Annotated in this window: 15 protein-coding genes and 1 tRNA gene; 3 read left to right on the plus strand and 13 right to left on the minus strand. The window is 60.5% G+C overall.

All coding sequences use genetic code 11. From position 1 onward, the window contains the following. Window positions 1-69: 69 nt before the first annotated feature. The 6 genes from JNN07_17415 to bcp all read right to left on the minus strand — a co-directional run bounded on the left by JNN07_17415 (window position 70) and on the right by bcp (window position 4,084). On the minus strand, window positions 70-597 hold the full coding sequence (locus tag JNN07_17415; protein ID MBL9169523.1) for a YcxB family protein: 528 nt from the start codon (window positions 595-597) through the stop codon (window positions 70-72). Between the two features lie 764 nt (window positions 598-1,361). Continuing rightward, window positions 1,362-1,437 (minus strand) — tRNA-Lys (locus JNN07_17420). Window positions 1,438-1,490: 53 nt separating this feature from the next. Then, window positions 1,491-1,727, minus strand: coding sequence for a hypothetical protein (locus JNN07_17425; GenBank protein ID MBL9169524.1), 237 nt, complete (start codon window positions 1,725-1,727; stop codon window positions 1,491-1,493). Between the two features lie 74 nt (window positions 1,728-1,801). After that, the gene (locus tag JNN07_17430) at window positions 1,802-3,358 is read right to left on the minus strand and encodes an altronate dehydratase (protein ID MBL9169525.1); all 1,557 of its coding nucleotides are present in this window, start codon (window positions 3,356-3,358) and stop codon (window positions 1,802-1,804) included. A gap of 12 nt (window positions 3,359-3,370) precedes the next feature. Then, on the minus strand, window positions 3,371-3,547 hold the full coding sequence (locus JNN07_17435) for a CPXCG motif-containing cysteine-rich protein (GenBank protein ID MBL9169526.1): 177 nt from the start codon (window positions 3,545-3,547) through the stop codon (window positions 3,371-3,373). A 63-nt stretch (window positions 3,548-3,610) separates the two neighbouring features. Continuing rightward, on the minus strand, window positions 3,611-4,084 hold the full coding sequence (gene bcp / locus JNN07_17440; protein MBL9169527.1) for a thioredoxin-dependent thiol peroxidase: 474 nt from the start codon (window positions 4,082-4,084) through the stop codon (window positions 3,611-3,613). A 126-nt stretch (window positions 4,085-4,210) separates the two neighbouring features. On the opposite strand from bcp, the gene JNN07_17445 reads away from it, so the two are divergent. Continuing rightward, complete coding sequence (locus JNN07_17445; protein MBL9169528.1) at window positions 4,211-6,685, plus strand: immunoglobulin domain-containing protein; 2,475 nt, start codon at window positions 4,211-4,213, stop codon at window positions 6,683-6,685. On the opposite strand, the gene JNN07_17450 is transcribed toward JNN07_17445, so the two are convergent. Together JNN07_17450 and JNN07_17455 are read right to left on the minus strand one after the other, a co-directional pair. Then, window positions 6,682-7,674, minus strand: a complete 993-nt coding sequence (locus tag JNN07_17450; protein ID MBL9169529.1) for a hypothetical protein — start codon at window positions 7,672-7,674, stop codon at window positions 6,682-6,684. The two genes, JNN07_17445 and JNN07_17450, sit on opposite strands and share 4 nt — an antisense overlap. After that, a complete protein-coding gene (locus JNN07_17455) occupies window positions 7,671-10,040 on the minus strand; it encodes a hypothetical protein (GenBank protein MBL9169530.1) in 2,370 nt (789 codons plus the stop codon). Before JNN07_17455 ends, JNN07_17450 begins: the two co-directional genes overlap by 4 nt. Window positions 10,041-10,370: 330 nt before the next feature. On the opposite strand from JNN07_17455, the gene JNN07_17460 reads away from it, so the two are divergent. After that, complete coding sequence (locus tag JNN07_17460) at window positions 10,371-12,143, plus strand: ABC transporter ATP-binding protein (GenBank protein ID MBL9169531.1); 1,773 nt, start codon at window positions 10,371-10,373, stop codon at window positions 12,141-12,143. Between the two features lie 19 nt (window positions 12,144-12,162). Here the strand turns inward: JNN07_17460 and JNN07_17465 are convergent, their stop codons facing one another. After that, window positions 12,163-13,614 (minus strand): sigma-54-dependent Fis family transcriptional regulator, encoded by a 1,452-nt coding sequence (locus tag JNN07_17465; GenBank protein ID MBL9169532.1) that lies wholly within the window; start codon window positions 13,612-13,614, stop codon window positions 12,163-12,165. A 104-nt stretch (window positions 13,615-13,718) separates the two neighbouring features. Between JNN07_17465 and JNN07_17470 the strand changes: the two genes are divergently transcribed. Then, window positions 13,719-15,002, plus strand: coding sequence for a hypothetical protein (locus JNN07_17470; protein ID MBL9169533.1), 1,284 nt, complete (start codon window positions 13,719-13,721; stop codon window positions 15,000-15,002). A 17-nt stretch (window positions 15,003-15,019) separates the two neighbouring features. Here the strand turns inward: JNN07_17470 and JNN07_17475 are convergent, their stop codons facing one another. The 4 genes from JNN07_17475 to JNN07_17490 are packed head-to-tail and all read right to left on the minus strand — an operon-like array spanning window position 15,020 to window position 22,865. Beyond that, the gene (locus tag JNN07_17475; protein ID MBL9169534.1) at window positions 15,020-16,459 is read right to left on the minus strand and encodes a hypothetical protein; all 1,440 of its coding nucleotides are present in this window, start codon (window positions 16,457-16,459) and stop codon (window positions 15,020-15,022) included. A 21-nt stretch (window positions 16,460-16,480) separates the two neighbouring features. Continuing rightward, the gene (locus tag JNN07_17480; protein ID MBL9169535.1) at window positions 16,481-19,114 is read right to left on the minus strand and encodes a DUF1553 domain-containing protein; all 2,634 of its coding nucleotides are present in this window, start codon (window positions 19,112-19,114) and stop codon (window positions 16,481-16,483) included. After that, the gene (locus JNN07_17485; protein ID MBL9169536.1) at window positions 19,111-21,513 is read right to left on the minus strand and encodes a PPC domain-containing protein; all 2,403 of its coding nucleotides are present in this window, start codon (window positions 21,511-21,513) and stop codon (window positions 19,111-19,113) included. The genes JNN07_17480 and JNN07_17485 overlap by 4 nt, the downstream gene beginning before the upstream one ends. Window positions 21,514-21,533: 20 nt before the next feature. Next, window positions 21,534-22,865, minus strand: a complete 1,332-nt coding sequence (locus JNN07_17490; GenBank protein ID MBL9169537.1) for a DUF1501 domain-containing protein — start codon at window positions 22,863-22,865, stop codon at window positions 21,534-21,536. Between the last annotated feature and the right edge of the window lie 93 nt (window positions 22,866-22,958).

A 22,958-nucleotide genomic window follows, 5' to 3' on the forward strand; every position in this document is an offset into this window, starting at 1 on the left:
TCGCCTGACGAGGGGGCAACTCCTTAACGCGTGCGGGCACTAACTAGGGTAGTCTCGCAAGCGTCAATTTTATGTCCTTCGCTTGCCGGACCGTTGTTCAATCTCGTTTACAAATCTCTCTCGCTCTTCGTCAGATGAAAAATCACGCCTTGGCAGAATAATGCCTGCGACTCGGTCAAACATGATGAAAACATGCTGTTCGGCAACGTGAATCTGACGAAGAAGCGACCACTGAAAAAGAGCCTGGTGATGCTCGGACTTTTGACGAAGGGCTTCGTCCTCTAGAATCGTCTCCTGTGAACCGAGTATGAAACCATCCTCCGCTGGCCGCATGCGCAGCATCTGCCGGCGCGAGATTCCGCTAATCACTGCCAAGAGAAGAACGATTCCGGCAATTACTCCGGAAAAAAATAAAGCCAAAGTCTTGGCATGCGCAGATAAATCCACGACGGATGCGACGAAGGCAATGGCAAGGCCGACACCGACTCCAATCAATCTCTGGATCGTCTTATTTCCCGCGGGGGGAGACACAAAGCGGGCGACGTGCTTCACGAAAGCCGCATAGTCATCTTGAGTGATCGTGGTCTTGATGCGCATTGCGTCACCTTGCAGCTAATGGCGTTGATTCTGCGACTGATTTTTGGGACTTTTCCTCTCCGATCCACAACATCGTTCTCTCGATCCGCCCATAAACCGTTGCATTCCCTGCACCGCATGAACCTCATACTCGCTGGCGGCCCCCTGTTCTCGCTGGAAGGTGTGCAGCGAGTATTGCTTGACCGTGGAAGCGGAAGGAAAAGGTGTAGGTGGCTTCTGGATCGCACTCCAGAGACCAGGCTTCGATCTTGGGTGTGGTGGCCAGGGCTTGCGCTTCAAGCGTGCCACGCGCAGTCCATAAAGGGTAAGGGCGTCCCTGGCTGTTGCCTTGATTGGTTGCCCTAGTACCCATGACCAAACCGGTGAACGTACGTTCAGCGAGTTGGTCATAAGCTTTCGGCTGGTTCCTTCCTTGGGTGAACGAAGTGCCTGTCTGTGGCGTGCAGGAAAAGCGGTGGCATGCCACACGCAGTCCATAAGGGGATGGCGTTCGTGACTGGTACCTCGATCGGGTGCCCTGGTGCCCATGACCAAACTGGTGAACGTACGTTCAGCGAGTTGGTCACAATGAACTCAGGGTAGACCTTCCTTAGGGCAACTCAGGGCTTTGAGGCGGAATCCTGGCGAGATTCACGGCGGTCGCATTCTTGAGGATCGGTAATTGATGGCACAGTCGAACCTCGAGTTGCTTAGGGTCGGTTCTATATGGAGACGCCCGCCTTCGTGGAAACTTCGGCGTGGCAACTTTCGCAGGAAGCGAAAGTTGGTGCCCCGGCTAGGACTCGAACCTAGGACCAATTGATTAAGAGTCAACTGCTCTACCAACTGAGCTACCGAGGCAACCATGGTTGCGAGGAGGAGTTTCTAAGGGAATCGTGGCGGCCATGCAAGCCCTATTCTGAAAGAATCTTTGCCGAGCCTCCAGTCGGCGAGTCCGTCTCTTCAAAGTAAAAATCTAAGGTCTGGGGACTGCCCGTCTCATCGACTCGCACTTTCTCGTAGAGCTTTCGTTGCCGATGCTGGGCACAGATGACGTGCTCGCCAGGTTCCAGTGGGGGGAGTCGATACATCCCATTGGTGTCCGTAACCGCAAACCAGGGATGCTCGAAAGTGGTAACGTAAGCAAACATCCAAGGTTTTATATCGGACTGAATTGGCTGGTGGGGGAAAGCCTCGTCACTCGGCTCCTACCGCGGGTTCGGTTCTAGAGGGTGGGGCCGAGCATCCAGGGGGCGAACTCTTCGTCGCCTAGGCCGCACTCTTCACTCTTGGTTCGCTCGCCGCCCGCAATGGCGATGATGCGTTCGAAAATCTCCCGCCCAACGCTTTCCACCGTCCCAGTGCCATCCAGGATCGTTCCCGCATTGATATCCATGTCGTCTTGCTGATGCCGATACAGCGGGGTGTTGCTCGCAACTTTGATACAGGGCGTGGGCTTGCAGCCGTAGGCGCTCCCACGTCCGGTGGTGAACACGGCGATGTTGCATCCGCCGGCCACGAGACCTGTCATGCTGACGGGATCATACCCAGGCGTATCCATGAAACAAAATCCCGGGTCCTTGATCTCCTCGGCATACCGGTAAACCGCTTGCAGCGGGGCCTGTCCGCCTTTGGCGATGGCTCCCAGGCTTTTCTCGTAGATGGTGGTCAATCCGCCGGCGCGATTCCCGAAGGATGGGTTGTTGTCGATGCTGGTGCCGAACTGGGCGACGTGCGCTTCCCACCACCGAATCAACTCCAGCAGGCTGATGCGAACCTGAGGGTTCACGGCGCGTTGCGCCAGGAGATGTTCCGCTCCGTAAATCTCCGGGGTCTCGGCCAGGACAGAGGTCCCACCGGCGGCGACCAGGGCGTCGGAGGCACAGCCCAGCGCGGGATTGGCGGTGCACCCGCTGTGGCCATCGGACCCACCGCAGTTCAGTGCGAGCACGAGTTTGTCGAGACCCTGTGGGGTTCGTTGAAGCGCGTTGGCGCCGGGGAGTAGTCGTCGGACGGCTGCGATCCCGGCATTCACGGTTTTGCGCACGCCACCCGCTTGCTGAATGTTCAGCACAACCGGGGCGCTCACGCCGTCGAGGGCGCGATCGAGCCCCTGATTGGTGACGAGGGACGACACCTGATTCACTTCACAACCCAGGCCGATCAGGACATAGCCTCCGATATTCGGATGTCGAGCCATGCCGGCCAACACACGCTGAAGGAGTTCGGTGGGCCCGCCGGGGTCGATGGCGCAACCGCTCTTGTGAGTGAGCGCAATCACACCATCGATGTTCGAGAACTCGCGCTGCAGCGACTCCCCTTTGAAAGCGTCCGCCACGTAGCGCGAGACGGAGGCGGAGCAATTTACGCTCGAGATCACCGCCAGGTAGTTGCGAGTTCCCACCTTGCCGGAGGGACGCAAGAATCCCGGGAACGTTCGAAGGGCAGGGGACGAGGGAGTTAAGCTCGAAGCGTTCGGGGCGGCCGCTGCGAAAGCCGGGGAATGGGGTGGCAGTTCCCCGGCTTCGAGATTGTGGCTGTGGACGTGGTCACCCGGAAGGATGTCCTGCGACGCTCGACCGATGTACTGGCCATACTTCAACACCGGCTCGCCGGCGGCGATGCGTCGCAAGGCCACTTTATGCCCCGGCGGGACGGCGCGCGAGTGGAAGCCCGTGCCGTCGGGTAGAGTGATGGTTTGGCCGGCTGGGAGCGGTTTTTTCAGCACCGCTACGGAATCGTCAGGGTGCAGGACGGCGGCAAACTCCATGAGGGCGGGCATGGGCGCGAGACGCTATCCGTTGGTGGAGACACTCACCAGTTCCCCGTCCTCGCACTCCACGAGCACCTCGAAGGGGCGGCAACATACCTCGCAATCGGTCGTGAACCGTTGAGATCCGACCGAGCCATCGATCATCAGGCAATTGTCCTGACCGCAGAATGGGCAGCTGACCGTTTCATTGTCCCGCATTCCGCAGACTCAACCGGAAGCTGCGCTCAGATGCAAAGGCGAAATGGGACTGTCTGGCCCGGGTTAAAGAGCAGCTAACACTTCGGCGGCATGCTCCTCCGGTTTTACCTTCGGCCAGATCTTCTTGATCTTGCCGTCGTCTCCGATGAGGAAGGTGACCCGATGAGTACCTTGATACTTGCGACCCATGAACATCTTTTCGCCCCAAACACCGTACGCTTCAACAATCCGATGGTCCTCATCCGCCAGTAACGGAAAGGGAAGATTGAACTTCTCGATGAATTTATCGTGGGCTTTCACAGAGTCCACGCTGACTCCCAGGATGACCGCACCCTTTTTCTTGAACGCCGCGAATTCATCGCGGAACGCACAAGCCTGCTTGGTGCAACCCGGTGTGTCGTCCTTGGGGTAGAAGTAGAGGATCACGGGCTTGCCCTTAAAGTCCTTGAGTGACGCCGTCCCTCCTCCACTGGTTGGAGCGGAGAAGAGCGGCGCCTTGTCTCCTTCCTTAAGTTCGATGCTAGGTTCTTTAGCCATAGATTTGTGGTCTGAAATTAGCGCGGAAGCGTCGGGCGTCTAGGGGGAAAGTGAGAGTTGGACAGCTTCTCTCCGTCCGGGCTAGGATCTACCATCCACCACAGTCGGAGGAGCATCAGGTCATCTATGAATACACAAGGCCCGATAGGGCAGCAAACCGAGCGGCGCCCCGATCGCAGGGGAGCAAGAGCGTCCCAGGCCTCTCTAGTCCGATGGTGGGGATGGGTCTTAACGACCTTGGCAATCGGGGGCCAAGTCGGCTTCGGGGCCACGGTGGATGATTTTCTGCCACTGCGATATACGAACTCACCCACCCAGATTCTTCCGGCACGCCTCTGGACTCCGCGGAATCCATTGCCCGACCAAAAGTATCCCTTGGTGTTGTTCTTGCACGGGGCGGGGGAACGTGGGACGGACAATCGGCTGCAACTCGACGGCCAGGCGGCGCAACTCGTGTTCGTGGAGCCCCACAACCAGGCCCGCTGGCCGTGCTTTATGCTCGCCCCCCAGTGCCCTCCGGGCCTGACCTGGGCTGGCATGAACGCCGGGGACACTTGGGGGGATCCAGATGGGACGGGAGACTTTACCGCTCAGCCAACCTGGCCGCTGGCGAGCGTGATGGCACTGCTGGCACAGCTAACGAACAGCGGCCCCTATGCCGCCCAAATCGACGTGTCGCGGCTGTTGGTCACGGGGCTGTCCATGGGCGGATTTGGGACTTGGGAAGCAATCTCCCGCTGGCCCGGAGTGTTTCGCGGCGCGGTACCGATTTGCGGTGGCGGCGATCCACGAAGGGTGTCCAGCATCGGATCGGTGCCGGTGTGGGCTTTTCATGCTGAGGACGATGGCGTCGTGTTGGTGGGTCGGTCGCGTCAAATGATTCTATCGCTGCGGGCCCTCGGGCAGTCGGTTCGTTATACCGAGTTCCCAGCCAGCCTCGGAGTAGGTCATGGATCCTGGATTCCTGCGTATGGGGATGGCGGCCTTTTGCCTTGGCTGTTCGGTGAGGTTGTTTCGCTCGGGGGAGATGGACTTTACACCGAGTATTTTGGCACCACCAACTGGTCGGGAGCCGTCCGAACCAGGCGCGTAGAACCGGCCCCTGATCTCAATTGGGGGACTTCAGCTCCGGCCGGAGCCCCGGCCGACCGCTTCAGCGCGCGGTTGCAGGCGTACTGGGTTGTGCCGGAGACGGGACGTTACACCTTCAGAGCCAGCGCTGACGATCAGCTGTCGGTTTGGATCGATGACCAACCGCTCATCCCCTCGGAGCCGGTTATGACCAACGGAGTCGTCGCCAGTCGCGAACTTACCGCTGGTCGACACGCGCTCCGCTTGGACTACGCTGAACTGACGGGACGGGCGTGGATGCGGTTGGAGGCGGGACTGGAGGGCCAGGCCGTTCGTCCCTTGGCGATGGATGCCTTGTTCTCCGACGTGCAGCGGGTAGAGCCTCCCACCTTCGATCCTCCGGCAGGTTCGTACGCAGGCGCCCAGTGGGTGAGCCTGGCCTGTGCCACCCCGAGTGCCATCATTCGCTACACGACGAATGGAATGGCTCCCAGCTCTCAGTCCACGCGTTATACTGGACCGGTTTGGGTGGCCGCCCCGGGGTTGCTGCGCGCGGCAGCGACTCAAGCGGGTTCGACCAACAGTCAGTTGGCCAGTGCCGACTACCAGATCTATCCGGCGATTTTAGCCTCGCCGACCAACCGAGTGCTAGCACCGGGAGCCCCGGGAACATTCACGGTGATGGCGGTCGGAAAGGGGCCGCTGCAGTATCAGTGGTATCGGGACGGAGCGGCGCTGCTGGACGAAACCAACGCCAGCCTCACGTTCTCCCAGGCGCAGGTGGCCTGGAGTGGATCTTACACGGTTGCCGTGACGGATGAATTTGCATCTGTGACCTCGGCCCCGGCGGCCCTTTTCGTGGGACTGAAGCCGACCTTTTTGGTTCGTCCCCAAACCACCAGCGTGCTCCTGGGGGATTCGGCCTCCTTCTCCGCGGAGGTTACCGGGACTCCCCCCTTTCTATTCAGCTGGCGTCGCAACGGCCAGCCGTTCACGAACCTGCTCCGGGCCGAGAATTTTTGCATCCTGACGATTCCGGTCGTGGACAGCACTCATTTAGCTTCCTACACCGTAACGGTCACCAACCGGGCCGGAACCAGTTTTGCGAGCCCTACGGTTCGACTCTCGGGGCTGGCGGACCTCGACAATGACCGCTTGCCGGATGCTTGGGAGACCCAGTATGGATTGAATCCGGGAGTGCCTTCCGAATTGACGTTGGATTCCGATGGTGACGGCCGAAGCGATCGGGACGAGTATTTGGCCAGCACCCATCCTCGGGAAGGGACAGATTTTCTGACTCTACAAGCCACGTCGGCGCCAGGAGATCAACTCGAACTCAGCTTTGCGATGAGGTCGAATCGGACCTATCGCATCGTGCAAGCGCTGGCTTTGGGGGCGGGAGACTGGAACTCGCTGGCCGACGTGCCGGCCTCTCTCAGCAATCGCTGGGCTAGCATTCTTGTCCCGGTGGGAGACGGAGTGCCCCACTTCTATTACCGGCTGATCACACCTGCCCCGAGTGGGCGTTAAGGCTTCGTGCTGGATGCGTAGAGCCGAGCAAGGTCCAAGAGCAAGGGTTCCAAGCTGGAGTAATAGTCATCCTCGCTCAGGGTCGCCTTGGTTTCACGTAACCGGGCGATCTTGAGTTCTATTTGATCACGCTGTTGGCGCAGAGCAGGCGGCAGCGCTCGCTCGGTGAGATTGGGAACCAGGCACAGCTGATTGGCTCGCAGACCGTCCGGTTCGGCTCCGTCCTTGGCTTTCTTGACAGCACGCACGCCGCGAAACCAATCGGCGGGTGTTCCCAAGCCGTCGCCATTGTCGTCGAGCAACGGATGCTCGGTCGCCATGCGTTGTTCAAGTTGGTAGAAATCGGCCGTGCGTTTGGCGGCCGTCAGATGAGCCTCCAACAGAGAGGTCTGACCATCTTTGTCGAGATCTGCCTCTGGATCGGCGATGGCGGCGCTGATGAAGTCTCCGTAGCGGGCAAAATTCTGTTCCGCGCCGTTTTTGGTAGCCGTCAGGATGCTGCGACCTTCGCCGGACAACGCCTTGAGAAAAGGGCCGCTGGCGGAGGTGCAGTTGATCACAGCAAGACGCCGTCGGAAGGGTTTCAGCCATTCTGCCAGTTCCTGGGCTGTGACGTCGTAGCCAGTCAGGTTGAATTTGGCTTCCTTGCCGTTGAAGGTTCCATGGCCAATGAGGACGATCCACAGATCGCCCCAACCTTCCTTGGGTTCGGAATTGAGGGCCTCGCGCAGCTGTTGAATCGAGTTGGTGGCGGTTGCGGGATCGAATCCGATCGGAACGGCGGAGAGCTCGGCCTTCTGGGCGGCGGCCAGCCAGCGATCTCCCCATTCCTTGAACAGGGTTTGATAGGTTTCCTCCCCCGGGGCGCCCAGAACGACGAGCAGTCGGCTACGGGCGGGAGGCGCGCCGGTGGCGGCTGAGTCGGCAGCGGGGAGAGCTGCGCGCATCATGGACAGACCGAGGAGAATCGGCAGCAGAATCCGTGTCACGCGAGTCCTTTCCAACGGCGGACGCCCCATTCTCCGATGAAACAGGCCAGTGCGAAGAGGAACACCAGGGAGCGGTGCCACAGCGGGGTGCTGGCGGTCTCCATGAGGGGCACTTTGCGATTGGGCAAGCCGTTGACAAAGCTGTTCAGGCCGGAGGCCGGAACGACCTCGCCTCCCGTCACGCGGGCAAGGGTTTCGAGCAGGCCGGTGTTCGGCTTCAGGGCCTGAAATTCCTCGTTGCCGATGTTGGATGCCCAGCCGCCGGAAATTTTTCCTTCCTCCACTCCGGTTCCCGAAGTCGCCACGACGCGTGCTTCAAAGGCCCCGGCCTCGCGGGGGATGTAGGTGGTCTCGTACACCCCGGGCTCGGTCGCCGAAGGCTCGGCGGTCAGTCGAACCGTCGATCGGTTCGTGCCGACGGCAGTCATCTGCTCCACGACGATGGAGGCGCTGACGTTATCGAGGGGTAGAAAATCCTTGCCCCGCACGCGCACCCGCAGGGTGGTCGACTGGTTGGGATCGGACAGATTTGTCTCGGTTTCCAATTCGACGCGTTTCGGCACATCGGCCACGAGCCAGCGGACCAGCTGACGCCAGGCTTTGTCCATATCCTGGTGCAACTCTGCGTCCTTGAGGCCCCATCGCCACAGATCGCCGATCATGACGGCGGCGGTGCGGCCGTTTCCGAATCGCTGAGTGACGATGGCGGGGTATTGGGTTCCCTGATCGTCCTTGACGGTGGCAACTACGGTGGCTCCCGGCTTAAAGTCCCGGACTTGGTTGAGCACTTTGAACCCGGGCATGGCATCGATTCGAACCTGCTCATCGACTTCCTGGCTGCGCAGGCGAGCCCAGGGTTGCAGCAATCCTTCCCGGGTGAGGCTGAACTTGAGTTGGTTGGTGGCGGGACGGGTTACGGGGGGGGCATCCAGGTAGACTGGCAGCATGTCCCCCACGGGGGTGCGCTGGTATTTCCCTTGTTGGAAGCATTCCTGTCCGCCGAGCATGAGCAAGCCGCCGCCGCGCAAGGAGACAAACTTTTGCAACAATAGCAACTGGTCGGGACTGAAGAACTCCGCCTCCAGATCGTCGATGATGACGGCATGGTAGGCGAAGAGATCCTCCGGCAGTTTGGGGAACCCGCCGCGCAGCTCATTTTGATCTCGGAGGTTCAGTCGGATCAGCACGGGTTGATCGTAGCGCTCGATCTCTTCCTTATCCTGGTTTCCAAAGCCACGGAACAGCGGATTGCTGGACTCGCCGGTCCGGCCTCGGAAATCGAACTTGGGCTCGCGACGGGCGATGCGGATGAGGCCAACCAACTGCACCTGGCTGTCCTCTTGGAGGGCGCGGTTCAGAAACTTGTATTCCCAATTTGGACGGCCGGACACGTAGAGCACACGAAACGGATCCTGCCCGCGGTCGACAGAGAAGTGGCGAGAGTTATTGGCCAGGGTTGCTTCGGAGGTGGGGAGCGGTGGGGAACTGGACGATCGCTCGTCCTGAGCCAGGACCTTGACTTGGTAGTGGCTCAGTCCGGCGTGGTCGGGCTTGAACTGAAAGCGGAACGCCACTCGGGCGTCGTCACTGGTGGGAGTTTCGGTCTGCTCAGCGATGACCTTGCCGGCCATGTCGAGCAACTGCGCGGAGATCTTGCGTCCAGAGTAGCCGAACGCCGCGACATCGGCCTGGGCACTCACGGGCGCATCCTCAAAGGCGGTCTGAGTGGCACTCACTCCGGTCAGAGCGATGTCCCGAGCCGGCGCGTTTCGGCCCAGGACCACCGGGTAGATGGGGGGGAGTCCATTGGTATCCGTGATACCTTTGGGCAGATCGGTGGCATTCCCGTCGGTAAAGAGCAGGATGCCCGCGACGGGTTGACCTTGGAAGCGTTCTTTCAGGGACGCGAGGGCGGATCCCAGGGCGGACGCCTTACCATCGAAGGGGAGATCCGAGAAGGCCTCTACGCGCTGGACCCGGGAGCTGAAGGTGTAGGATCGCACCTGAAAATCCTTGGCCAGAGTGCTTTGCCAGGCTGGCCCCTCCTCGACCAGGAGCTTTTTGAGTTCATCTCCTCGGCTTTGGGCACTGCCCTGGTCCTTGATCTGGAGGCTCATACTATTGTCCGCCAGAACCAGAAAGAAGTTGGCTCCTGATCGGGCGCGTTCCGCCACCCACACCGGTTCGAGCAAGCACAGAGCCAAGGCGATCAGACCGAGAATCTTGAGGCTCAGGCATAGAAGTTTGTATGCCGGGGAGAGTCGGGAGTTGCGATAACCCCACGCGAGAAAGACGAGCGCGACGAGCAGCAGCAAGGCCGCTGGCATCAGCCAGTTCAGCGCGTTGAAGAGGATCGCAGCGAACATTCGAGTCGGACTATGCCAAGGGCTGGCTCAGATGCGAATAAATTATTGGGGGCCGGGGTTGGGGGGGCAGGAGTGGGCTCGACCAGAACAGAACCCCAAGGTCAATCGGATCGATCTTCGATCTAGTCTCTCCCTACCTGGGTGACGATTCCCTTCAAGTCTCACCCGGAATTAACCATCTGCAGGCGTCCTGTCCAAAGGACCGGTGAAGTGAGGCCTGTCCCTGATCGCGCAGGCGTTCAAAGGACGAGTGAAGTGAGGCCTGTCCCTGATTGCGCTGGCGTTTGGGGAGGTGAATTCCTAGGCTGCGACCCGTTCATGGCGAACCTTTTGCGCGCACTTAGATACTACCGGGCCGACACCTTTCGAATCCTGGGAGTGATCGGGTTGCTCATCCTGGGAGTTGTGGCCGGCCTGCTTCGCCCCTGGCCGCTCTCCATCCTAGTCGATCACTTCCTTGGCGGAAAAACCGAGGCTCAGGGGATGAAGGGCTGGACCTCAGTTTGGGTAGGCACGCCCCAGCAAGGAATCGTGGTCATGGTGGGGCTGGCTTTTCTCGTCTATGCCTTTCAGGCGCTGATTTCTGCGCTCCAGAATTACCTAAGCATTGGCATTAGCCTTCGGGGCCTGGCCCGGGTTCGATTGGACCTGCTCGCCCGACTGCAGCAACTCTCGTGGCGGTTCCATCAAAAGATGCCCAGCGGGGACCTGATCTATCGAGCCTCCTGGGACACTTACGCCTTCCAGACTCTCTTCCAGCAGGGCCTGATGACTCTGCTCACGGCACTTTTGTCGCTGGCGCTGATGTTCTTGGTCATGGTGCAGATCGATCTACTGCTGGCCACGATTGCGCTCGGCACCGCGCCGGTTTTGTTGTTTGTCATCCGCATGTTGGGCCCCGCGATGAGCCAGCGAGGCAAATTGGCACAGGAGTCCGACAGCGAGGTGTCTTCGCGCGTTCAGCAGACCATCCATCTGCTGCCGCTCATCCAGAGCTACACGCGGGAGACTTACGTCCAAGGGATTTTCCAGCGTCTGGCAGATTTGTCCCGAACCCGCAGGCTCTCCCAGCATGCGGCTGAACTTCGCTACGGTGCCGCCGTGGCTCTGACGTTTGCCGCCAGCAGCACGATCATTTTGTGGGTAGGTGGGAATCGCGTTCTGGATGGACAGCTCACGGTCGGACAACTGCTCATCTTTTTGGCCTACCTCACCCAGTTTCAGGAACCCTTAAGCCAGCTGTCCCACGTGGGTGCCACCCTCGCCACAGCAGGCGCGGGCACTCAACGGGTATTCGAGATTCTAGACGAGCCACAGGAGGTTCCCAATTGCCGCACGCCCCAGCCCTTGCCTTCGCTTCGGTCCGTGACTCCCGGCTCCGGGCCCTGGGAACTCGAGTTCGCTGAGGTGTCCTTCGCGTACCAGCAGGGACATCCGGTGATTCGCGACGTGTCGTTCAGGGCGCAGCAAGGGGACGTGATCGCCATCATCGGCCCCAGCGGCGCCGGGAAATCAACCTTGCTCCATATGATCCCCCGGTTTTTCGACCCCAGCAGCGGCGCAATTCGCCTGGCGGGAATCGATCTGCGTGAGCTTCGTCGAGACGAACTGCGCGGCCAGATCGCCCTGCTGCTGCAAGAGCCCCTGCTCGTTCAGGGTACGATTCGGGAGAACATCGAGTTCGGTCGGCTGGGAGCATCGCAGCAGGATATTGAGAATGCGGCGCGGTCTGCGAACGCGCATGACTTCATTCTGCGTCTTCCGGGAGGCTACGATACACTGGTTGGCGAAGGCGCGGCCCGCCTGAGCGTGGGCGAGAAGCAGCGCATCAATCTGGCCCGCGCCTTTCTGAAGGATGCTCCGATTCTGCTGCTGGATGAGCCCACCAGCGCCTTGGACAGAGAAAGCGAGGCGCTGGTGATCGAAAGCCTCATCTTGCTCATGAAAGGACGGACGACATTTATGGTCGCCCATCGTTTGGCGACGATTCAGGCCGCCAGCAAGGTGCTGGTAATCCGGGACGGCGCCGTCGCGGAGTTCGGCACACCTCAAGAGCTTCAAAAGCTCGGCGGCTACTTCGCGCAAGTCAGCGCCGGTGTCTAGGCGACGTCTGCCCACCTGGTCAGGTCACAGATCCCGCGCCGGTATCGGTGGAGTAGGATTCAGGTTTCGTCTTTTGGCCGGAAAGCCGGTAGCGCACGTAGTCTCGGGATACCCCGAGTACGCGCGCGGCGGCGGACACGTTTTGATCGGTCTGCTGGAGTGCATGGGCGATCATTCGGTTGATCGCGGTTTCGAGAGAGAATCCCTCCGCCGGAAATTTAAACTCTGGATTGAACCAGTCGTGGGTTGAACCCAACACGGCCGGCGGCCGCGCGCCGGACGTTCTCGCCGCGAACTGCTCCAGTTGCAGCTCGGGGGTTTCCTCGAAGACCACGGCTCGCTCGAGTTCGTGCGACAGCTCGCGAACATTGCCTGGCCAGGTATTGGAGAGCAATCGTTGGAGTCCGACAGGACTTAGGGGGCGCTCTGGAAGTCGATGGCGTTTGAAGGTTTGGCGCAGCAGCAGCTCGGCCAGGGCGGGAAGATCCTCAGCACGTTCCCGCAACGGGAGCAGCTGCAGCCGATAGAGATCCAAGCGGTGGTACAGATCCTGACGAAATTGGCCGCTGGCGACCAGTTGGGCGAGGTCGGCGGGGGCGGCCGCGATAATACGGACGTCGACGGCGATCTCGCGGTTGCCGCCGAGACGCCGGATTCGATGATCCTCTAGCGCTTTCAACACTTTCGCCTGAAGCAGGGGGGAGAGGCTGGGAAGCTCGTCGAGGAACAGTGTTCCACCGTTGGCGGCCTCGAACAATCCCATTCGAGCGCTGCGCGCGTCGGTAAAGGCGCCGCGCTCGTGACCGAAAAGCTCGGACTCGGCCAGGGTGTCCGGCAAGGCGCTGCAGTTGACCTCGACCAGGGGAGCGTTGGCGCGAGGACCATGGTGATGGATCCATCGGGCGATGGTGGTTTTGCCGGTGCCGGTTTCCCCCTGGATCAGCACGGGGGGCAAGTGAGCCAGCAGGCGCTGGTCGGCGGCCACAATTTTTTCCAGGTGCCGCTGCACACTGGCGAGGCTGCGGCCGAAGAAGAAGTGGTTGCTTGATTCGTCCCCCTCGACCCGACGATGTTCGTCCAGCCGGGCATGCTGCTTCTGCTGCCGAGCCCGGGCGAGGACCAGGGCTACTTGAACCGGTTCAAACGGTTTCACCAGATAGTCCAAAGCACCCAACCGCATCGCCTCCACGGCGCCGTTGACCTCGCCGTGGGCGGTCATGATGATCACACCGGTGTTCTTGGGGAGCTTTCCTTCCTTCAGCCAGTCGGTTCCTCGGCCGTCCGGCAGGTGGACGTCCAGCAGCAAGAAGTCGAAATCGACGCCGTGCATTGCCCTCTGGGCTGCCTCCAGGGATCCAACCGATGTGGCGTCGGCGCCCAAACGTTCGACTTCTGCCGCGAGCTGTCTGCGCAACAGAGGTTCATCCTCGATGATCAAAACGCTCAGTCCTTTGAGATCAGGAGTTTGCATGACGACCGGATCTTAACAGGGATTCTGGGAACAGGGCGTTAAAAAAATCGACTTTTTGATCAGGCTTGATGTCGATGCGGAGTTGCCTCTTTACTGGCGCGCTTGTGCATTGCGACTTTTGCTTTTGGCGGTGGTTTCCTCATCCGTGGCGATGGGGCCTGATCTTGCTTTCGGGAATCCTGGTAGGCTGCGGACCGAATCGCGGCGAGAACGACGAAGCGGCGCGTCGGGCGTTGCCCCCTGTGCCTCATCCAGCGCCGTTGGCGGATTCGTGGGGCGACGCGGGATCGGTGTGGGTCGAGACGGCGCTCTCACCGGCCCTCCTGCTCCACACCGCCGCGCGAGAAGTTCGCTTTTTCGTGCCGGAATCGGCTCAGAGTCCCACCGTTCCTCGCTACCTTGCCTTCGGTGCCAATGGGCCCAAGTTAGTAACCAACGGCACCCCGGCCGAGGTTTCAAAAATGCAGGAGCGCTGGATTCTCTTGTGGTTTGGTGAGACCAAGGGATGGGAGCAGGGTGACTGTCCGCTGGGCATCTTTCTGCAGCATCCCCTGCAGGAGCTCGTGTTTGATTCGGGGGGGCTCACCCTGCGGTTCTCAGGGCCCGCGGGAGATATCACGGTCATGCCCTTGTATGGTGCGCGCGGTCTGCCGGTTTCTGCGGCTGACCTTGCCGCACTGCCGCTCAGCCGGGAGGAGCGAAGAAAGCTACCTCGGGTGTGGGAATGGACGAAGTCCGTCCCGCGCGATCCGCTCACTCGACTACGCTATTGGTCCAGCGTGCTGGCTCGTTACCCCTATGGCGCTTGGGGCTGCTGGGGACATGATCCGCTGAAGCCTGAGCTTCTTGGTCTGTATGCCGCCTTCGATCAGCATGAGATTCCATTTACCTGGCCCATTTCTCCCCTCGTGCTCTCGCCCATCCCGACCGGTCTCGCGGAGGTTACCCGGCTCAAGCCATCGCCCCTGTCAACCAGCCGGACGGTCTTTGACATGGATTGGCCCGGGCTCAAAGCGCCTCTGTATGCGGTGCCTGAGGCCGCTCACTATTCGATCCAGCGGGGAGAAGCGCCTGGCGGGGTGCCTGAGTTTAAGGCATCGGTTGCCCAAGTGGTGCATCTCGCCGACCGAATCCAAGGTCAAGTCACTCTTCATGCAGAGGGTTGGCGTGAGTGGACCTTCGATCGCGAGTTCATCGGCGACACCCATCGAAGTGTGTTGCGACTGGATCCCTTGTCGTCCCTCGTGGAATGGGGGCAAAACAATCAGGCGCAGGTGGCACGACGTTCCCTGGGACAGGTGTGGCTTGACGGGGTCCGCCCGGACCGCTGGGACGTCAGAGCCATTAACTCGAACACTCGAGTCTTTCGCAGTATGCCGAGCCGATAAGGACACTCCGAGGTCGGCTAGTGGGTCGCCAATTTCGACGACTTAGGACTCTTGCTCGACGGATTGGCATCCAGCTCGCCCACCGGCTTGCCATCCGTGGTGTTCCAAACGAGCACCTTGCCACTGAAGGTGCCCGCGAAGAGCAGCCGGCCGTCTTGGCTAAAGGCAACGTTGAGGGGAAGCTCGTTCTGGAGCTCCATGGATTTACGTTTATTTCCATCCTTATCCCACGTCCGCACTTTGCCATTGCGACCGCAGCTGGCGATAAGTCCATCATGGGAGAAATGGAGCCCAGTGACACCTCCTTCATGAGCGAGCCAACTTTTCACCGGTTTGCCGCTCTCGAGCTCCCAGGTCTTGATGGTGCCGTCCGCTCCGGCGGACGCGAGAACCTTCGAATCTCCTCGCCAACTGAGGGCTCGAATGCTCCCTGGGTGTCCCGGGAGGGAGAAGATTTCCTGACCGCTGTCGGGATCCCAGACGTAGAGGCTACCATTGCGATCGCCGGAGGCCAGGAGCAGTCCGTTCGGACTGAATGCCACGGCGGTGATCCAATCCGTGTGCTTTTTAATCCGGTGCTCCACGTCTCCGGTTGCGGTGAGGTGAATCTTGAGGGTGCGGCCTGGACCGCCGAGAGCGACGCGGGTCTGGTCGGGGCTGATATCCCCGGTAAGGGCCACATCATACTCATCGCCCACCACCATGATGGGTTTGCCTGACCCCACATCCCACAGCGCCACTCGTCCGGACTTCCCGCCCTGACCACCCGCGGCGAGCACCAGATCGCCGCTGCGCGAAAACCTGACGGTGTGCGGCTGTCCGTTGGTGAACGGGAGAACTCCGGCGAGCTCGCGGGTGTCCGAGTGATAGAGCAGGACTTGCTTTTGTCCGGAAACGGCCAGCACCGGCGCCCAGGGGCTGGCGCCGATGCTCAATATCGGACCCGCCCGTTGGGTATGGAGGACGGGCTCGACGGGAAGCCCCCGCGGTATGGCCGGGGCTCCGGTGGGTTTGCCGTCCAGGGTGGCTTTCAGCGTGAGATCAACCGCTAGGCGAGAAGCCATGGTCGCTTTGCTCCCAGAGTTGTCCAGCAAGCCGTCCATGATCCAGCGTTTGAAAACTTCCAGGTCCTTGTCGGCGAGGCGAGGCCGATTGGGTGGCATGGTGGGTTCCTCATCGTGCGTGAGAACCCGATACAGCTTGCTGGCCTCGGGATTGCCACTTTGCGCGACCACTCCGGAGGCGCCTCCTTTGGTGATGCCGGAGTAGCTGGTCAGATCGAGGTCACCTTTCCTTTTGTCAGGGTTGTGGCATTTGGCGCAGTGATTCTCGACCAGCGGCAGGATCTGATCCTGGAAGGTGGTCTTGGACTGCGCCGAACTCGAGGCCGTCAGGGCCCAGGTGATGAGTCCGGTAGTTACCCAGCGCCAACCCGTCATGCATGTATCGCGGACCATGGAGTAGCGGTGTGATTCTGGCTAGTGATTGAAAACGAACTCCTTGGAGTTCAGCAAGGCCCAGAACAAGTCATTGAGTACGGGCACAGGATCGGCTGCCTCCTTGAAGAAACCCTCGAGGTTTTGCACCTCTTCGGGGGTCGGTTTGCGAGCGAGGCAGCGCAGGTAGAGCTCATCGACAACCTCTTGCCGACGTTTTCCTTCCTTGATCAGCTTCTTCACCACGCCTCCTTGTTCGATCTTTTCATGCGTCGTCGCGCCGTTGAGGAGATGCAGGGCTTGCGAGAGATTCGGTTCGGTTCGGACTTCGCAGGAACAGACGGTGGTGCGAGTGGCCCGGCCGAAGGTTCTCAGAAAGTAGTTGTTAACATTGCCGTCCGGGATTTCCACCGCCTTGGAACCCCTGGGCAGTCCTTGAAATTTGTTCTTGGTTTCGGTCACTTGGGTTAGGACATCCAGCAGCACTTCTGCGCGCAGCCGGCGTATGTTCCCTCGAGCAAAGTTTCGGTCGTCCAGGGCGTTGCTGTCATTGGTGCGGGTGGACAACTGGTAGGTGCGCGAGTTGCAGATGTCACGAACCAGCCTTCGAAAGTCGTATTGGTACTCGGTAAATCGTTTTCCCAAGGACTCGAGAAGTTCGGGGTTGGAGGCGGGATTGCTCACCCGCACATCGTCGACGGGGTCGATGATTCCGCGTCCCATGAAATGCGCCCAGACCACATTGGCCAGATTTTTCGCGAAGTAGGGATTGTTGGGTGATGCCAGCCAGGTGGCGAGCGCTTCGCGGCGTCCTTCTGGATCCTCGATGTTCGGCGTCTCCCCACCGAGGAATTTGGGAGGCATCGGGCGGCCGCCCACCGGATGCTTGATCTCTCCTTCTGGACGGTCGTAGACGATGAATTCCCGGGGATCCTCGCCAGGCTTGCGTCCCACGCGGGCGAAGAAGCTCGCGAAGCCATAATAGTCATCCATGGTCCAGCGGTCGAAAGGGTGGTTGTGGCACTGCGCGCACTGAATGCGCATGCCCATAAAGACCTGCGCGGTGTTCTCCGCAAGTTTAAGAGTGTCCGTCTGAACTTGATAGTAATTCGCTTGGGGTTGTCGGAACGTGCTCCCTGTGCCGGTCATGAGGCTTTGCACGATTTTGTTGATAGGGACATTGGCGAGCAGTTGGTCCCTCAGCCAATCGTAGTACTGCAACGCGGACTTGTAGCTGAACTGGTCTTGAGCGGACCGTATTTGGAGCAGTTCGGCGAACTTCATGACCCAGAGGTCGGCGAACTCCTTTCGCTTCAGAAGTTCGTCGATCAGCTGTTCCCGTTTACCGGAGCCCATGTCCTCGACGAATTCCTCCACTTGGCGGGCCGTGGGGAGCGTGCCAGTGACATCCAGGTAGGCTCGGCGGATGAAGGTCGCGTCATCACACAGCGGCGATGGCTGCATCCGCAATTTACGCAACTTGGCCTGAACGAGTTCGTCGATGTAGTTGTTCGCCGGGACTTCGGGGAAGGGTGTTGAGCTGCCGGGAGGGACGACGATGATCTGCGCTCCCACGGTGTGGGTCTCAAACCGAGCCATGACGAACGCCTCGCCACGCTGTCCCGCGGTCACCAGGCCGGCTTCGCTCACTTTGGCTGCGACTTCGTTGCTGGTGAAAAACACCGCCAAGGAGGTGACGTCGCGGTCGCTTCCATCCGTGTAGTGGGCTCGTATGCTGAGCTTTTGGGTCGAGTCTTTGCCTTCGAGCACGGCGTGTGAAGGCATGACCTCCAGGCGCAGCACGGAGGGCACGTTGGTGAGGTCCGGCGGCGCGCCCGCTTGCAGCCAGCGGAGAAGGACCCGATAGGAATCGCTGTCCACCTTGAAGCGTTCTCCTCCTCCATGCGGGACCCGGGCGATCGCCTTCTCGAGGACCAGGCTTTCCTCGGGTAGGGCGAGATTGATCCGTCGACCCACCCATTCCCGTGTCAGGCGATCATAATCGCCATCGGGATCGTAGCCGAACAGGGACAGGTGAAATCCGTCCTTGCCCCGGGAAGCTCCGTGGCAGCCGCCGCTGTTGCAGCCTGCTTTCATGAGCACGGGCATGACGTCGAGCCGAAAGCTTACGCTACGATCCTCCTGCGCATGGGATACGGACAGCGGGATCGTCTTTTCTTTGCCCCCGTAGCGCACGCGGAGCTGCGTCTGTCCATCCGACTTGGCCTGGATGATCCCGGCCTCCACCCGAGCGACGCTGGCATCCGCCAATCGGATCGAGGCTTGCGCGGTGACATCGCGGGTTGCCCCGCTCTTCAGCACCGCTTGGACCACTAAAGACTGACGGTCCTCTCGCGAACTGATGTGGATGCTCGGAGGAAAGACTTCCAAGGATTCGACGGGCGGGGCGGTCCAACTGCTGAGCCATCCCGAGATCGGCATCCTGCCACTGAGGCCCCAGACGAGAGCTAGGAAGGCGACCGCACAAGCGATTCCCCAGCCCCGTTTCCCGCGCCGCTGAGAAGCCCCTTGGGCGGGTGGAAGTTCGGAGGAAGACTGAGGGGGAGCTGGAGGAACCACCAAGTTGTGTGCGCACGCCGGGCAGGCGATGCTGCGTCCGATCCAGGCCTCATCGGCGTCGAGATGCTGGGAGCAATGAGGGCAGGCAAACTTCATTTCGCGGGTGGGATGGCTTCCGCAGAAGACGTCCGCTTGAGGCCGGAGACTGTTTTTTTGGGCTGCACGATCCGAAGGATTCCTCCGCTGCCGACGGTCTGCACAATGGTTTCATCGCCTTCCTTGATGTGCACTTGGCACGCCAGGTTCTTATGAGAACCGGTAGGTATTTTGGGATCCAGGGTCACGTCGAACACGACTTCTTTATCTTCCTGGGTGATCTCTCGATCCTGGGTTTGGGCTTTGTCGGGCAGCCCCACTAGCCGGACCAATGCTTTGCCAGCAAAAGGCTCGCGTTGATCGAGGTCGCATTTCATCTGGAACGTTCGGCCAGGCTCGGTCACTACGGTCGTGATCTTTCCGAGGATGAACGGCTCGCTGACGCGCAGAGGTGTGAGATCGGACGAGGCGTAGGCCGTTCCTCCCTTGTGCGGTGCAGAGCCTAGAACCACGATCTTCCAGGTTGAAACCGGGGCATCCCCTTTTGCGGTGAGCGGGTAATCGACCGAAGTTTTCCCTTTGCCGATGGTGACCTCCGTTTCGGCGGTAACGCCGGGAGGATTCCAGAGCATTTTGATCGTGATGGGATCGTCGAAGCCTGGGCGTCGTACGGCCCCCACCTTGAGCTTCAGGTTTCCGGCCCGGACCAGCGCTATGGAAGGGGGTTCCAAGGTGAGCTGGAAGGGTACCTCCTGGATGACGGCGACCGCCAGTTGATCGTTGAAGGTTCCGTAGTAGACCTGGTCGTTGTTGCCGCGCACCAATTCCAACGAATGCCGGAACGAGGATTGGAATCGGGGAACGGGTTTCGTCGGTCTGGCCACGGGACGAATGAGGCGGCCGGCCAGGCCTGCGTCAGGAGAGGCGGTAAACACCCAAGGCATGATGTCGACTCCGGAAGGCATCGACTCCGCTTGAACGGAGACGCCCGCGGGAAGATCAGGGACTTCAAAGCTCAACTCTCCATTGAACGCGGAACGTTTGGCGCGGAGCAGCGTGGCCATGCGGTTGCCTCTGGGCACCGCAATGGACTGGCGTGTTTGCGTGTCGTTGCGCGCGACCTCCGGTATGCTGAGTTCTGCACGCGGCTCGGGCAGGCGGACTTCGACGCGGTAGGCGTAATCGGCCCCGCCGCTTCCGAGCTGATCGTTAATCCGGAGGAAGTAGCGTCCGGTCTCTTCCGGTGTGAATTTCAGCACACTGTCCGGTCCGGCTCCATCGTCGTTGGAATCGAGGAGTTTGCCCTTGGCATCGTAAATCTGAAGGACCGAGTCGATGGGAGAGCGGAGGCGACGGCCGTAGACGGAGAGTTCCAGAGGCTGCTGTTTATTGGCGAGGAAGGAGAACCAGTCCTGCTCGCCCGCCTTGGCCAGAATCCCATTCAATGCGAATGGAGGGGAGACCGGGGATGGGTTGGCGCTGGCCCGTTGATGATTGTCTCCGACTTCGAATACATTCGTGAGGTTGGCTAGACGGATTCGGTTGCCGGAGGGAGATCGCAATCCCTCTTGCTCGGCGAAGAGAGACGTTTCTCCGAGCGGCGAGGTGGGGAGGCTGAGGCGTTGCTTCCAGGGGCCGATGGGATCGCCAAGGAAAGTGAATTCGGCGCTCTCGCCCGGGGCTGCTCCCAGGGGGTAGACCAGCATGGGACGGGGGAACGAGCCCAAGTGCAGTCGATAGACAAAATCCTCCGCCCCGCCCCAGGATGAATCCCGAATCAGAACGGAGTAAAAGCCGTCGGCTGGGATGAGGAGCGAGAGCACGGGATCCTGAAGCCGCAGCATCGAGTCGTCGCAAGTGGCCAAGGCTTTGCCATCGGGCGCGAGGATGGACAGATAAGCGTCGAACAAGACCCTTCCAAGCTGGATCGCCTCGAGTTCGACCGAGAGACGCTGGCCCTTTTTCGCGGGGAATTTGAAGTAGTCGCTATCCTCGCTGGTGATGGTTCCCGAGAGTGTGCTGTTCAGCGGAACCATCTGGGCCTTGGCCGGTTCGTTATTGGGCTCGCTTTCCTTGATCGTCTGGAACGGCCCCACGAAGAAGGTGCGGATCTCACTCAGCCCCGAGAGAGTTCGCAGCCGGAGCTGATGCTCGCCCAGCGTGCAACTCGGCTCAATCGCGATCAAGGCCCGAACCTTCGTGCCTCCTTTGGCCTCCAGAGCCCGGACGGTGAGGCCTGGTGAGTAAAGCAGCAGCTCCTGGGCGTCCTCGAGTCGGGAGCCGTTCAACTGGACTTCGACCTCGGTGCCGGCCATGCCGCCGGGCGGGTTGAGCGAGGTGACCGAGGGTGAAACCGCGAGGACGGGTTGAGCGGCCAGCCAGCAGCCGAGCGCTCGCGTTAGCCAATGTGTCGCGCGGCCGGCGACGCGGGGCCAAAAGGTTGTCAGTCGGTTACTCACCTCGGGTGTGCAGGGAGAGATTAACCCAGCAGGGAGCGGATGATCTCCCCGTCTTTGACGATCTTCACCGGCCGGTTGCCGGGTGCGATCAAGTTCTTTTCAAAGTCGATGCCGATCTGACCATAGACCGTGGCGGCGAGATTGGGGACGGTCACTGGATCGCTGTCGGGCTCGCCGCCGGTGGCGTCGCTGGAACCGTGGACGTATCCCCGCTTCAGGCCTCCGCCGGCCAAAGCCACACTAAAGACCTTGGGATAGTGATCGCGTCCCCCGGTCCCATTGATTTTTGGAGTGCGTCCGAACTCGGAGGACACCATGACGAGCGTGGTGTCCAGCAAGCCTTGGTTGTCGAGATCGCGGATCAAAGCGGCGAACGCCTGATCGAACTTGGGGAGCTGGCTTGAGATGCCGGTCTTGATATTGTCGTGGTGATCCCATCCTCCGTAAGTGAGGGACACCAAGCGGACTCCGGCGGCCACGAGCCGCCGCGCCAGGAGCATCCGTTGGCCGGCTTCGTTGCGCCCATATTCATCGCGAAGTTTTTCCGGTTCACGATCGATGGCGAACGCAGCGCGTGCTTTCTCGGAGCTGACCAGGGAGTAGGCTCGCTGGTAGAAGGAATCCATGCCGTCCAGGGCGTCCGATCGCTCCAGTGCGCTGAAGTGAGCATCGACGACCGCGCGCATGGACTTGCGGTCCTGGAAGCGTTTTTCGGAGACGCCGTCGGGCAGGGAGAGGTCGCGCACCTTGAAGTTCTTGGCGACCGGATCATTCCCGAGGCTGAACGGGCCGAAAGCGGAACCCAGGTAGCCGGTTCCTGCGAACGTGGTGGGCATGCTGGGAATGCAGACATAGGGAGGGAGATCGTGGCGCGAGCCCAGCTCATGAGAGATGACGCTCCCGAAACTGGGATATTGGATCGCCGGGCTAGGGCGGTAGCCGGTGAACATGTTGTGGGTTCCACGGTCGTGATCCGCCTCTCCATGGGTCATGGATCGAATGACGGTGAGTCGGTCGGCGATGGAAGCTGTTTTGGACAGGTGCTCGGAGAAATACGCTCCGTCGATCCGGCTTTTGACCGTTCCGAGAGGTCCTCGATATTCCACCGGGGCGATCAGCTTAGGATCCCAGGATTCCTGCGCGGCGATGCCCCCCGGCAGGTAAATATGGATCATGGACGTGGCCGCCGGACTGCCCGCCACTGGCTTCGCTGTGGCGGCTAAAGCCTGCGACTGGAGCAGCCGGCCGAGAGTGAGGCCTAAGCTGCCGATAAATCCCACCTGTAAGAATTCCCGGCGGGAAGGGTGCCAAGGGTGCTCGCGGCTGTTGCACCAGGATGAGAGGAGGGGCATTGGCATAAGCGGTTCGAAATGTGACCTAGGGATATCTAACGCAGCGGAAGGCGTTTGGCTAGTGGAGTTCGCTAATTTAGGCGTGCAAAGCCG

The organism is Verrucomicrobiales bacterium (genome assembly GCA_016793885.1).
GTDB lineage: Bacteria > Verrucomicrobiota > Verrucomicrobiia > Limisphaerales > UBA11320 > UBA11320.

Coding starts and splice junctions, on each gene's coding strand:
- JNN07_17415 (MBL9169523.1), bottom strand. CDS start 597: ATGCGCATCAAGACCACGATCACTCAAGATGACTATGCGGCTTTCGTG.
- JNN07_17425 (MBL9169524.1), bottom strand. CDS start 1,727: ATGTTTGCTTACGTTACCACTTTCGAGCATCCCTGGTTTGCGGTTACG.
- JNN07_17430 (MBL9169525.1), bottom strand. CDS start 3,358: ATGCCCGCCCTCATGGAGTTTGCCGCCGTCCTGCACCCTGACGATTCC.
- JNN07_17435 (MBL9169526.1), bottom strand. CDS start 3,547: ATGCGGGACAATGAAACGGTCAGCTGCCCATTCTGCGGTCAGGACAAT.
- bcp (MBL9169527.1), bottom strand. CDS start 4,084: ATGGCTAAAGAACCTAGCATCGAACTTAAGGAAGGAGACAAGGCGCCG.
- JNN07_17445 (MBL9169528.1), top strand. CDS start 4,211: ATGAATACACAAGGCCCGATAGGGCAGCAAACCGAGCGGCGCCCCGAT.
- JNN07_17455 (MBL9169530.1), bottom strand. CDS start 10,040: ATGTTCGCTGCGATCCTCTTCAACGCGCTGAACTGGCTGATGCCAGCG.
- JNN07_17465 (MBL9169532.1), bottom strand. CDS start 13,614: ATGCAAACTCCTGATCTCAAAGGACTGAGCGTTTTGATCATCGAGGAT.
- JNN07_17475 (MBL9169534.1), bottom strand. CDS start 16,459: ATGGTCCGCGATACATGCATGACGGGTTGGCGCTGGGTAACTACCGGA.
- JNN07_17480 (MBL9169535.1), bottom strand. CDS start 19,114: ATGAAGTTTGCCTGCCCTCATTGCTCCCAGCATCTCGACGCCGATGAG.
- JNN07_17490 (MBL9169537.1), bottom strand. CDS start 22,865: ATGCCCCTCCTCTCATCCTGGTGCAACAGCCGCGAGCACCCTTGGCAC.